Source organism: Sphingobium xenophagum (assembly GCF_031457465.1).
Lineage (GTDB): Bacteria > Pseudomonadota > Alphaproteobacteria > Sphingomonadales > Sphingomonadaceae > Sphingobium > Sphingobium xenophagum_A.
This window is the reverse complement of the sequence record NZ_JAVDWV010000016.1, coordinates 44,932-57,657: the sequence shown is the minus strand read 5'-3', so window position 1 is coordinate 57,657 and position 12,726 is coordinate 44,932. Positions and strand designations below refer to the sequence as shown.

Here is a 12,726-nt window from a genome sequence, read left to right as displayed (position 1 = left end):
CAGACATTACGCGGTAAGGTTTTCTGACGTTAGCAGGTAAACAACGGAGAGACAGCGTTGAATTTGGAATTGGCCGACGAGCAGCAGATGCTCAGGGACAGCCTTGAGCGGTTACTCCTAAAGGAGTCGACGACCGCCCGTGTCCGTGCGGTCGAGTCTCTCGGGTTCGATGGCGATCTCTGGAATGAAATCACGCAAATGGGCCTGCCCCTGTTGCGCGTGCCCGAAGAATGGGGCGGCGCGGGGCTTAGCCTAATCGATGCGGTCCTCATCGCCGAAACGGCCGGTACTCACCTCGCCTCCGTACCCTTGATCGAGAGCATTGTCGCCGCACGCATCGTAGCGCAGATCGGGCATGACGCCGCAGAACCTTATCTTGCGGCCCTCGCCGAGGGCGAGAAAATCTTCACACTCGCGCTTCAGCCCGTACGCAGCGGCGTGCCGCAGATCATTCCCGCAGGGGCGATCGCCGACTGGATAGTATGTCGAGAAGACGAAGCGGTCTTTCTGGTTGAAAACCCGGACAAGTCGCTACTTCAGAACACGGGCGCGCTGCCGCTCTCCTCTCTGGCGATTAACACGACGGGCGCAATCGAATTGGGGCGCGGCCCGGCGGCGATCGCGAACTGGACCGCCAGCCTCGACGAATGGAAGCTGTTTGTCGCCGCGGCAACTTTCGCGATGGCACGTAAGGCGCTGACCGAAACTTCCGTCTATGCGAACGAACGGACTGCTTTCGGCCAGCCGATCGGAAGCTACCAGGGACTTGCCCACCCGCTGGCCGACTCGATTACCGATGTCGAGGGCGGCAGCCTGCTGTGCTGGCGCGCTGCGACCGAGGCTGACGACAACGCCCGTTCGACGTATATTTCTGCGGCTTCGTGGTGGGTTAGCGAGGCCTGCACGACCGCCGCCATCCGCGCGATGCGCACATATGGCGGCTACGGCATGTCGATGGAGCACGACGCCCAGCTTTATCTGCGCCGCATTCGTGCCATCATGCTGCTGACGGGGGATCCGGCCGAGGAACTGCAAACATTGGGCGATCGCCTGTGGGGCGGCCGCAGCGACCCTTCTCCCGAACCCGGCGAAAGCGCAATCACGTTTGATTACGACGACAAGGCCAAGGCCTTTGCCGCCGGGGCGCGCGCCTTCTTCGCGGAGCGGATGACGCCTGAAATGTGGACCTTCACCCATGACACGGACGACGGCAATCATCCCTTCATCGCGGATTTGGCCAAGGCCGGTTTCCTCTACGCCGACTGGCCCGAAGCCTATGGCGGAGCCGGACGCACGCCCTATGAGATGACGGCTCTCGCCGGAGTCTATACCGAGTTTTCCTGGCCTCGCATCCCGTGGACGGTGACGCACATGATCGGCAAGATCATCATGCATTTCGCCGACGAGAGCGTGCAGCGCGAGGTCCTGCCCCGTATGGCGTCGGGCAAGTCGTTCGCTGCGCTGGGCTATTCCGAGCCTTCGTGCGGGTCCGATATCTTTGCTGCGGCGACGCGCGCGGTACGCGACGGCGACGATTGGGTGGTCAACGGACAGAAAATGTTCACCAGCCAGGGTCACCTCGCCGACTATGTCCTGCTGATCGCGCGGACCGATCCGGACTTGCCGAAGCACGCGGGGCTTTCGCTGTTTCTCGTGCCTACTGACCTGCCCGGCTTTGAAGTGCAGCAGATCGAGACACTTGGCGGCGAGCGAACCAACATCACCTACTACACTGATATGCGCGTTCCCGACCGCTATCGCATCGGCGAAGTTAACGGCGGCACGCGCGTACTGGGGACCGCGCTCAAGCTCGAACAGGGCGGAGCGGAATTTTTCGTGAGTGCGCTGATCATCATGCTGCGCCATGTCGTTAAGTGGGCCGAAACCTCCGGCGCCGACGGTACACGCCCTATCGACCGCCCAGTCGTGCGCTCACGCATCGCCGCGGCGCAAGCGCGGATGCTTGTGGCCGATGTGCTCGATCGTCGCTGCCAGTGGGCTTTCGTAAACTCTGTGCCAGGCAAGCATTTCGGCTCGATGGCGAAGCTATTCGCGTCCGAAGCGCTGGTGACGTGCTCGACGGATCTTGTGAACCTGGCTGCACCGTATTCGCTGCTGCAAGCGCATTCCGACCTCGGGGTGGTCGAATTGGAAAGCCGCAAGGCGATCCAGGCTACAATCTACGGAGGGACGAGCGAGATACAACGCAGCATCATAGCCGAATCCGCCCTTGGCCTGCCGCGAACCCGGAGTTGATGCCAGATGGAAGATGACCTCCTCCGTTCCGAGCGCGGCCCTGTCCTTCAGGTCAGGCTGAACCGGCCCGCCAAATACAACGCGATGAATAATGCTATCAACGATGGTCTGATGGCTGCGGTGGCGGAACTTCGCGACCGGTCTGACCTGCGCCTGCTGCTGATCCGCGCCAACGGCAAGTATTTCTCGGCTGGCGCAGACCTGACCGACGTGGTCCGTCCTGATGCGAAAGGCAGCACCTCCGCCGAGCGCACTTGGTACCGTCAGGGCAAGGGCAGTTTTCACCCGATGTTCGACGAGATCGAGGCGGTCGAGAAGCCGATCGTCGTCGCGCACCAGGGGCCATGTTTTGGCGGGGCGTTTGAAATGTCACTTTCGTGCGATTTCCGCCTTGGATCGTCCGCAGCGACCTATCGCATGCCCGAGATTGATATCGGTTGCCTTCCTGGTTCTGGCGGGACCAGTCGGCTCACCCGCTTGGTCGGCCCGCACTGGGCACGCTGGTTCGTTATGGCCGGCGAAACCGCCACCGCCGCTCAAGCGCTGTCGATGGGCCTTCTCCACGACGTCTATTCCGAGGCAGATTTCGACGAAAAGGTCGATGCATTCTGTGATAGACTGGCATCGCGCCCGCCCGAAGCCGTCGCCCTGTCAAAGCTCGCGATCGAGTTGGTCGCGGATCTCGACAAGCAGCAGGCCCGCAATATCGAGCGGCTAGCGAACAGCCTGCTGTTCCAAGGGGACGAGCACACAGGATTGATCGCCGCGATGATCCAGAAACTTTCGAAGAACAACAGATAGAACAGGCAAGCGAGGAAGATGACATGAACGATCTGACCGAATTCTGGCCGAAGAATAGGGTGCTGAACAAGGGCGAGTGGACGCCACCAGTTGGCACGCGCTTCATTTCGTCCGATGACCACCTCATGGAAGCTGCGCATCTGTGGGAAGAACGTCTGACCGGCCCCGACAAGGACCGCGCGCCCAAGTATTGGCAAGACGAGAACGGCATCTTCAATCTGGAGGTCGATGGCGTTTCGTATAACACGCCAGGCTTCGACCTCTCCTTCCCCGAAGGCCGTCCCGGTTTTTGGGACACGCAGAAGCGTCTCGAGGATATGGACGCCGAAGGCATCGAGGCTTCGATCGTTTTCCACTCACGCGCTGCGGCGTTGATCCGGATGCAGGACAAGGACCTGTGGTTCAAGTGCATTGACGTTTTTAACGAGTGGATGGCCGAATGGCGCATGGCGGCACCTGACCGGCTGTTTCCGGTTGCTTACCTGCCGACCTTTTACAAGCCCGAAATGACACGCGATTACATGCAAAAGATCAAGGATCTTGGCTTCAAGGCGGTCGAAATTCCGTCGGCTCCGCGTGGCGTGCGTTACAACGGCAAGGAAATGCTGCCAATGTGGGAAGCGATCGCCGAAGCCGGGCTGCCCCTGTCCATTCACATCGGCGTGGCGATCGATTATACTGGCACAGGCGCGCTCGCGATCAACCTCAACCGCAATTTGCAGCCTTTTAACCCTTTGTTTGGGCAGTTGGTGTTCTCAGGCCTTTTCGACAGGTTCCCCAATCTCAAGATCGTCTTTACCGAAGGTGGCGCGAGCTGGGCGGCCTCGGCCATTACCGGCGCAGACAAGATCTATCGTGACTACATCTCGGCCATCAAGCCGCGCATTGAGCACAAGCCGAGTTATTATTGGCACCAGAACTGCTGGACCACCTTCATGGACGATCCGGTAGCGCTCGACCTCATCGACTGGATCGGCGAGGACAAGATGATGTGGTCGATCGACTATCCACACCCCGAGGGCGTATTTGGGGAATCAATGAAAATCGCCAAGCAGATCTACGACAAGGCCGGCGAAGAGCGGTTCAAGAAGATTGTTGGCGGCAACGCGGCGAAACTCTGGGGCATCTGAGACCAGAAAATACAGACAGGGGCCCGGATCACACGATCCCGGCCCCTTTTTTTCAGCACGAAATCAACGGGAGAGAAGCTTTGGATCGAATTGCTGTGGTCACCGGCGCGCTTAGTGGACTTGGCGAGGCGACCTGCGCGGCGCTGGAAGCGGATGGCGACCGCGTGATCCGCGTAGATATCGCCAACAGTGACGTTAATGCCGATCTAGCAACGCCCGAAGGGCGGCAGGACGCGCTGCGCAGGATCGCCGAACTCGCGCCTGACCGGATTGACGCTGTGGTGACTTGGGCTGGCGGAGGTGGCGAAACGGTCGCGATGCTGTGCGTCAACTATTTCGGCACCACCGACATCGTCGACGGGTTACGCCCATTGCTCGCCCGGTCGGCCGCCCCGCGGGTCGTCGTTACTAGCTCGCGCATGACCATCGAACCGGCGGACGAAACGCTCGTCGATCTCCTGCTCACGCACGACGAGGCGCGGATCGTTGCTGATTATGGCGACGAACAGGTGCCGCTATCCTACTATGTCGCCGCCAAGACGGCCGTGGCGCGTTGGATGCGGCGTAACTCAATACTGCCTGTGTGGAACGAGGCGGGTATTCGCATCAACGCCATCGCGCCAGGTTTTATCGAAACCCAGCGCACACGCACCGGCATGGAAGATGCCGCTGCGGCGAAGTGGATGATAGAGGCCCATCCACAGGCCGAGGATATTCGCTCTCAACCGTCAGAGATTGGCGTGCTGGCACGCTTCCTTGCTTCACCCGAGAATAGCCTGTTGATCGGACAATGCATATTCGCGGATCGTGGAACCGAGGCCATCCTGCGCGGCGACAGGATTTGGTAGGAGCCCGGGCGAGCGCAAGCATCGGCATCGCGCCCGCCCGAACCGGTCAGGAACTGGGTTTGCCCATCAGCATCGTCGCCACGATATTGCGCTGAACCTCGTTCGCTCCCGCATAGATCGTGGAGGGGCGTGCGATCATGTAAATTTTGCGCAAATCGAGTTCGACGCCGCCTACGCCCGCCGCATCGTGCAAGCCGGCAGCTTCGCTCGCGACGGTGAACAGTTCGTCCGAGATGCGCTGGAAGACATCGGTCGCAAGAACCTTCATCAGGCTGAGCGCAGCATTGTCGACTTCGCCGCGGATCGCCGCATCGGCCACTTGCGAATGCAGCGCGGCAAGATCCTGCACATCGCAGAATAATTGGGCTGCACGGTCGGTCTGGCCGAGGTCATCAGCCAGCCCTACCCCGTCAATCAGCTGTTCGAGCACATCGAAAGACTGCCGCGACAGGCTTGGCGCGCCATTGGCAATGCGCTCGTCGCCCAGCAGCGCCTTGGCCACGGTCCAGCCTTGATCGACTTCGCCCACGATATTACCCGCCGGGATACGCACATTGTCGAAGAAGATTTCGCAAAGTTCATCCTCGCCCGCCAGATTCATGATCGGGCGGACCGTCAGGCCAAGCGTATCCATGTCGGCCAGAAGAAAGCTGATCCCTGCCTGCTTCTTCACGTCCTTGTTGGTGCGCGCGAGCACGAAGATACGATCAGCCTCTTTGGCGAGCGTGGTCCATATCTTCTGGCCGTTGATGACCCAATCGCCACCGGCACGAACCGCGGTAGTCCGCAAGCTGGCTAGGTCGGAGCCTGCGTTGGGCTCGGAATAGCCCTGACACCACAGGTCGTCACCACGCAGGATCGCGGGCAGGTAGCGCTCTTGCTGCTCCCGCGTGCCGTAATGCATCAGAGCCGGTGCCAACAGCAGCGCCCCGCTATCGAGCACCCGCGCGCACTGATGCAGCTCCATTTCGTGATGCATGATGAGCTGCTTTTCTAGGCTGAGGCCAAGGCCGCCGTGCTCTTTGGGCCAGGCAGGAGCCCGCCAGCCCGCTTCGTAGGTCATACGGTGCCAGCGACGCTCATCATCGCCGGAGATGCGGTGAATAATTGGAATCCGCCATTCCGGAGGGTAGTTCTCCGCCAACCACGAGCGCCAGCGTTGACGAAACGTCTCGGCATCGAGTGCATCGAGATCTTCAGACATGTACAGTCCTTTCGCGGCGATGCGCGATAAGAGCGGCGCGCCGGTGCGCGGCCGCGTTGCCGAGCCAGGTCGACCAGCGCAGCGCTGAATGAAGGTAAAGGCCGACGATCGCCTCATCAGTATAGCCAAAGGCTCCGTGATACTGGATCGCCCAGCGCCCCATTTCCTGCGCCGCGTAGGAACAGCGCGCCTTGGCTGCGTGGATGGCGCTGTGTGTATGGTCGCCGCCTTCCACAACCATCGCTGCACGCCGCCAACTGGCACCAGCAAGCTCTATCTCACTGTAGAGGTCGACCATGCGGTGGCGCAGCGCTTGAAAATCTGCGAGATTCGATCCGAACTGCGATCGCTGCTTCATATAGCCGAGCGTGATCTGCCATAACTGGCTCGCAAGACCCTCCATCTGCGCGCACAGGGCGACGACGCCCCGGGCGTACGCCTTGCGCAGCGCCGCGTCGGCGGCCTCTCCCGTTAGGATCACATTAGCATCTTCAATGATGACGTCGTCAAATGACAGATCAGCAGCGAACGTGCCATCGGTCATGCGGGAGGCATGGGCGGTGAGGCCATCGGCCATGGGATCGACCACAAGCACAACCGTCTCGCCGTTGCGCATCGCTGCGACCAGTAGTCCGGTGCCATCATGCCACGCGGGCACAAGATATTTCGTCCCGCTCAGCCTCCCTTTCTTAACGGTGCAGCCGAAAGGCTCGATCCCGATACTACCGCGCCGCTCCTGCCAAGCTAGGGTGACGGTGCGCCCTCCCATCACCAGATCCGACGCCAGCGAGGTCGCGGCCTCACTATCACTGGCCGCGAGCACCGTCGCAGCGATAACAGCCGAAGCGACGAACGGTTCGGGCGCAATCGCCCTGCCCAGTTCTTCGTTAAGCGTCAGCGCCGCATCAAGACCCAAGTCCGAACCGCCGGCGCTTTCGGGAAGCAGGATGCCGGTCCAGCCAAGCTCGCCCATCTGCGACCATGCCTGGGCGTCGAACCCGTTGCCGCTCGCCCGGACCTTGCGAAAATGGCCTTCACCTCCAGCATCTTCAAGATAGTGCCTCGCACTGTCGCGCAGCATCTGCTTGAGTTCATCGTCGACGCGCCAGCCCATGTCAGCCCGCCATCTGCATGCCGCCATTGGCGGAAATACGCTGTCCGGTGATGTATGCGGCAGCGTCGGAGAGAAGGAAGCAGACCGGTCGCGCCGCCTCTTCGGGCGAACTCCACCGGCCGAGCGGGATGCGCGACAGGTAAGTGTCTGCGAACTTTTCGCTGCGCACCGTTTCGGTCATCGGCGTTTCCACCACTCCGAACGCGACGCAATTTGCGCGGATGCTGTATTTCGCCCATTCGCGTGCTGTTGACATGGTCATGCCGATGATACCAGCCTTGGCAGTTGCGTAATTGACTTGTCCGATCGTGCCCTGCACGCCCGCATCGGACGAAATATTGACGATCGAGCCGGGGTTTGCGTCTCCTGCCTGGGCGCGCTCGATCATGTGGCGACCGACTGCCTGGGAACACAGGAACGCTCCGGTCAGATGGACGCTTATTACCTGGTTCCACTGCTCCAGCGTCAGCTTGTTCATCATCGCCGGCCTAGTGATACCGGCGTTATTTACGAGTCCGTGCACGGCCCCGAATTTCTCAACTGCGCTGTCGACCAGCGACTGGACTGCATCGGCGTCGGAAATGTCAGCGGCCACGCCAAGGTAACGTCCCTCGGGATAGTCGCTTTCTGCCTTGGCGAGCGTCTCGGAGTTCATGTCGGCGATAACCGCATTCCCGCCGAGTGCCACGACCAGATCGGCGATGGCTCTGCCTATGCCCTGACCGGCGCCCGTCACGATGACAGTCCGTCCTTCAAGGGACATCGGGTTGATATTCAGTGAATTCGACACTTGCTGAAAGTCCTTTCGCGGCGATCAGGCTGCTCACCGAACCTCATCGCATGTTTGATCTTTTTCGACGCTCGTGCCTTCAGACAACGCCAGCAGCCCGCAGCGCGTCACGTTCGGTATGGGAATAGCCCATTTCATCAAGAATTTCATCGGTATGCTCGCCAACACAAGGCGGCGGTCGGCGATAATTTGGCGGCGTTTGCGACAGCCGATATGGCGATGCCACGCTCCGCACATCGCCGTGCACTGACCCGATCGTCACAAACATTTCTCTCATCACGGCATGCTCGTCGTGCTCGAGGTCACTCATCTCGTTAATAGCGCCAGCGGAGACGGTGGCATCGTTGAGGATCTTGACCCATTCGGTTCGTGTCTTCTGCTTCACAACGGCGGCGACAGCCGCCTTCAACGCGGCACGGTTGTTCACCCGTTCGCAGTTCTGACTAAAGCGCGGATCTTCAAGCCATTCAGGGTGGCCGAGAACCTTGGCCAACCGGTCAAATTCGCGGTCGTTGAATGTCGCGATAATGATGTAGCCGTCCGATGCCTCGAACACTCCGTACGGGGCGGCGCTGGGATGATCGTTGCCAGTGCGGCCAAGATTGACCCCGGCGTTTAGCCAAGCCGAAGCCGTGTTCAGCAGCGAGGCTGCCGCAGACTCGAACAGCGAGATGTCGATATGCTGACCAAGACCAGTCGCGTGACGAGACTCGAGCGCCGCAAGGATGCCAATCGCGGCGTTCATGCCTGCAAAAGTATCAGCAACCGGCACGCCAATTCGCAGTGGGCCAGCCCCCGGCTCACCATCTGGGTAACCCGTCACCGCCATCAAGCCGCCCATCCCTTGAACCAGGAAATCGTAGCCAGAGCGCCCGCTATAAGGCCCGCTCTGTCCGAAGCCGGTGACCGAACAATAGACAAGCCGCGGATTGATAACTTTAAGTTCCTCGTAGCCCAGCTGATATCGCGCCAAAGTACCGGTACGATAGTTTTCAATCAGGATATCGGCATCGACGACCAGCTTGCGGATTAGCGCCTGACCCTGTTCGCTGGCAAAGTCCACCGAAAGCGACCGCTTGTTGCGGTTGACTGAGTGGTAATAGGTCGATTCACCAGCAGCATCAACGGTCGGCTCGCGGAACCAGGGCGGCGCTACGCGGCGACTATCGTCACCTTCGCCCGGACGCTCAATCTTGATGACATCGGCGCCCAGATCACCAAGTATCTGGCCACAAAGAGGACCGGCGATCACTCGCGTCATGTCGATGACCTTCAGGTTCGACAAGGGTCCGGTGGCTGTTGCGATCATCAATCAATCTCCGAGAACGTCGCCTTTGCGTTATCCAATCCCAATCAAAGGCACCATGCGCGTCCGGCCTCTCTTTCGAGAAATCAGTTGTGTGATACCTGATTGGGTTCGCGGAGCACTGCCCACCGGCATCGGCAAAGCGACTGGCTTGCCGACGGCTCCCCCTCTGCTGACACCTTAGCTGTTCACCGAGCAACGCGCTTCGAATAGAAGATTGGCAGGTCGAGCTGGCCGTAGATTCCCGGAGCGGCATCGCAAATCACGTTGATCGCGTTGATCGGGTGGAGCGCAGTTATCGAACAGCCGTCGTAGAGCGTCATCGCCATTTCTGTCCGGATGTCCGGCGCGCCGGTAATGACTATCTGGTAGGCGCCTTCCGCCCCGTGCAAGGGCTGTTCGAAATTCGGGCCGGCATCGGGGTGAAGACGCTCGATCTTGCGATAGATGACGAGTGGTTCGCCCTTGCACATGCCGATCATAGTCCAGCGGATCGCAGCGGTCATCCCCGCTTTGATAGTGCCGAACGCCGCCTCCACATCGTTGTCCAGGGCGGCTGTTTCCCAGCTCGACGTGATCTCATCAAGCTGCACACCCAAATAGTCGCCGATCGCCCAGAGCGTGCTTTCATGCCACGCGCGGCCCGTTTCGCCCGTGTACATCTCGGGCAGGTAATCGAGCGGCTGGTTAAAGCCGTATTGCGCGAGCGAATCCAGCCCCGCATATTTGCCCAGATCGGCCATCTCCGCCACCTTGACCGAACGAATCTGACCGGCACCCGCCAGCAGCGAGAACAGGTGGCCGATCGTCATGTAGCCGGGATCGGTGCCGCCGCAAAATATCGATGAGCCGCCCTTGCGACAGGCCTCCTCGACGGGTTTCACAAATTCGGGACGCCCGTATTTCGGCGCAACAAGATCCATGAGGGCAGGCGTCACGCAGTTGGTCCCCGCCGCAAGAAACGGAAGGACATCGGCGATGCATTTTGCCTCGCGCTGGGCGTAATTGCCCTGGTAGACCAGACAGTCGGCCTCAAGCGCAAGCAACTCATTGACATCACTGGTTGCAATCACGCCCGTGTCGTCCATACCCGCGATCGCGCCTGCGTCCTTGCCGATCTTGTCGGGCGACCACGCATGAAGCCCGACCAATTCGTATTCGGGATGCCCGATCAGATGGCGAAGCCCCGGCATACCGATCGGACCAGTGCCCCAGACAATCACGCTCCTCTTCGACATAGCTTTCTCCGTTGCGACCATGGGGCGGTTGCGATCTGTTCTGACGGCAACACGGCCCGGCCTTTCCGCGCCATTCCTAATACTGTTGGGGCGGACGTCGAGCCGCTTGCAGCATCATTTACCAGAAATTACGGACATAATGACTGGGTGCGTATTGGACACTAATGGGGCTCGGGCCATCCGAACGGCACGTCGCAGATCGATCCCGCTAATCCGCCGTCGACCAGAATGTCGGTTCCAGAGATGAAGGAGGCGCGGTCAGAGACGAGAAATTCTACGACGTCGACGATCTCCTGAACTTTCCCCTCGCGACCCAACGGCCATGCCTTGACCAGCTTGCGTTTTGCCGGGTTGGTCGCGGTTTCCCGCGCCCCCATTGGCGTGGCGATAAGGCCGGGGGACAGCGAAACGATGCGGGCATTGCGCCGACCCCAGAGCTTCGCGCTCCGCCGAACAAGCATCAGCAAGCCGTATTTCGAAAGCCTGTAGGCGCTGTTCGCGTCGTCGCTGCCCGGATCTAGCACGCTGCGAAGGCGTGCCGGAAGCTCATGTGCAGCCGCATAGTCGCGCAGTACGGGGATTGCCGCCGCCGGAATTCTGCCGAGGTTCGCCGCCAGAGACGAGATCATCACCGCTGACGCTCCTGAATTGGCCAGCGGCAACAATGTATCCGTCACGAGCGCAGGACCGACCATGTTGACCCGCACGATACTGTCAAAATCGCCAGCCGCAGGTGACAGGCCGGCGACGTGGACAAGCACATCAAGCTTACCGCGCTGGGCAACCGATTCGGCTAAAGCCTTCACCGATGTGGGCGAGGTTACGTCACATTGTACCGGCTCCACAGGGCCGCCGAGGTCGCGCGACACCGCTGCGGCGCGCTCGCCATCCACATCCGCCAATAGGAGTCGTCGTCCCCTCATCAGGCCGCGCGCGAGAGCGGTACCCAGTCCACCCACGCCAATGACGACAGCCAGTTGCTCCATTCCCCACCTCATCGGGCGGCAAGCCTCGCTTGGGCGTGCCAGCAAACATTCCATGCCACCGGGATGGCCTTTGCAACCGCGCATTCGGCTGCGCCCCCGTACATCACAACCAGGATTTATTGCTGCTCAAGTCAATTCCGATTCGTCACAAACAGAGCGATCCGCCATTCAGGAATTCGATCGGCCAGCGCCAATAATGTCGCCGGCATCGGACAACAAAAAGGAGAGATTGATATGGGGATTCTTCAAGACCGCGTCGCGATCGTGACGGGTGCCAGCTCGGGCGCGGGTTACGGCGCCGCAAAGCGCTTTGCCGAAGAGGGCGCAATCGTCGTCGCCACTGCTCGTCGTAAAGACCGGCTAGACGCGCTCGTGGCGGAAATCGAAGTCGCCGGAGGCAAGGCGATCGCCTTGGAGTGCGATCTCTTCAAGGAAGAGGACATCGACAAGGTAGTCAACACGACGATCAAACAATTCGGCAGGATCGACATCCTGGCCAACATCGGTCAGGGCTCGCTCGACAAGCATGCCTATCTCGAGGGCATCGAAGTGGCGAACGCCGTCGAAGTCTATATGGGCGGTCCAATCCAGTCGCTACTGTTCATGCAGAAATGCTTCCCGCACATGAAAGAACGCAACTATGGCCGGATCATCAACTGCGGCTCGCAGTCCTGCCTCAGTGGTCTGCCCGGTTTTGGCGGCTACGAAATGGCCAAGGCCGCAGTCCAGGCCCTGACCCGCACCGCATCGCAGGAATGGGCGAAATACGGCATCACGACCAATGTCTTCCTGCCCGCGCACTGGTCCGATGCGTTCAAGCTCTCGGCCCAGGGGATCGAAGCCGGTAATTCCGCGGCCGAACGCTCGCCGATGGGCAAGCTCGGCGAACCCTACGAAGACGTATCGCCGATGGTGGCATTTCTCGCCAGTGAAGGCGCCGGTTACATCAACGGACAAGCCATCGCCATCGACGGTGGCGTACAGCTGATCGCTTGATTTTATAGGATAGACCGCCCTGCATTAAACATGCGAGCGGTCTATCATCTCGGTAGG

At 60.3% G+C, this 12,726-nt stretch carries 11 protein-coding genes; 5 read left to right on the top strand and 6 right to left on the bottom strand.

Translation table 11 applies throughout. The features are described 5' to 3' along the window. The first annotated feature begins 57 nt into the window (after window positions 1–57). The 4 genes from J2W40_RS16395 to J2W40_RS16380 all read left to right on the top strand — a co-directional run bounded on the left by J2W40_RS16395 (window position 58) and on the right by J2W40_RS16380 (window position 5,035). A complete protein-coding gene (locus tag J2W40_RS16395; protein ID WP_310226815.1) occupies window positions 58–2,256 on the top strand; it encodes an acyl-CoA dehydrogenase family protein in 2,199 nt (732 codons plus the stop codon). 6 nt (window positions 2,257–2,262) lie between these two features. Beyond that, on the top strand, window positions 2,263–3,057 hold the full coding sequence (locus J2W40_RS16390; protein ID WP_310226813.1) for an enoyl-CoA hydratase/isomerase family protein: 795 nt from the start codon (window positions 2,263–2,265) through the stop codon (window positions 3,055–3,057). A 23-nt stretch (window positions 3,058–3,080) separates the two neighbouring features. Next, on the top strand, window positions 3,081–4,187 hold the full coding sequence (locus J2W40_RS16385) for an amidohydrolase family protein (RefSeq protein ID WP_310226811.1): 1,107 nt from the start codon (window positions 3,081–3,083) through the stop codon (window positions 4,185–4,187). Window positions 4,188–4,267: 80 nt separating this feature from the next. Next, window positions 4,268–5,035: an SDR family oxidoreductase gene (locus tag J2W40_RS16380; RefSeq protein WP_310226809.1), complete on the top strand. Its 768-nt coding sequence runs from the start codon at window positions 4,268–4,270 to the stop codon at window positions 5,033–5,035. A 46-nt stretch (window positions 5,036–5,081) separates the two neighbouring features. Here the strand turns inward: J2W40_RS16380 and J2W40_RS16375 are convergent, their stop codons facing one another. From J2W40_RS16375 to J2W40_RS16350, 6 genes are all read right to left on the bottom strand, one after another. Beyond that, window positions 5,082–6,239 (bottom strand): acyl-CoA dehydrogenase family protein, encoded by a 1,158-nt coding sequence (locus J2W40_RS16375; protein ID WP_310226808.1) that lies wholly within the window; start codon window positions 6,237–6,239, stop codon window positions 5,082–5,084. After that, window positions 6,232–7,353: an acyl-CoA dehydrogenase family protein gene (locus J2W40_RS16370; protein ID WP_310226806.1), complete on the bottom strand. Its 1,122-nt coding sequence runs from the start codon at window positions 7,351–7,353 to the stop codon at window positions 6,232–6,234. The genes J2W40_RS16375 and J2W40_RS16370 overlap by 8 nt, the downstream gene beginning before the upstream one ends. A gap of 1 nt (window position 7,354) precedes the next feature. Next, complete coding sequence (locus tag J2W40_RS16365) at window positions 7,355–8,143, bottom strand: SDR family oxidoreductase (RefSeq protein WP_310226804.1); 789 nt, start codon at window positions 8,141–8,143, stop codon at window positions 7,355–7,357. Window positions 8,144–8,222: 79 nt separating this feature from the next. Then, window positions 8,223–9,452, bottom strand: coding sequence for a CaiB/BaiF CoA transferase family protein (locus J2W40_RS16360; RefSeq protein WP_310226802.1), 1,230 nt, complete (start codon window positions 9,450–9,452; stop codon window positions 8,223–8,225). A gap of 185 nt (window positions 9,453–9,637) precedes the next feature. Then, on the bottom strand, window positions 9,638–10,687 hold the full coding sequence (locus J2W40_RS16355; RefSeq protein WP_310226799.1) for an NAD(P)H-dependent amine dehydrogenase family protein: 1,050 nt from the start codon (window positions 10,685–10,687) through the stop codon (window positions 9,638–9,640). Between the two features lie 161 nt (window positions 10,688–10,848). Beyond that, on the bottom strand, window positions 10,849–11,673 hold the full coding sequence (locus J2W40_RS16350; protein WP_310226797.1) for an SDR family oxidoreductase: 825 nt from the start codon (window positions 11,671–11,673) through the stop codon (window positions 10,849–10,851). Window positions 11,674–11,736: 63 nt separating this feature from the next. On the opposite strand from J2W40_RS16350, the gene J2W40_RS16345 reads away from it, so the two are divergent. After that, window positions 11,737–12,669 (top strand): SDR family NAD(P)-dependent oxidoreductase, encoded by a 933-nt coding sequence (locus J2W40_RS16345; RefSeq protein WP_310226795.1) that lies wholly within the window; start codon window positions 11,737–11,739, stop codon window positions 12,667–12,669. Window positions 12,670–12,726 lie beyond the last annotated feature (57 nt).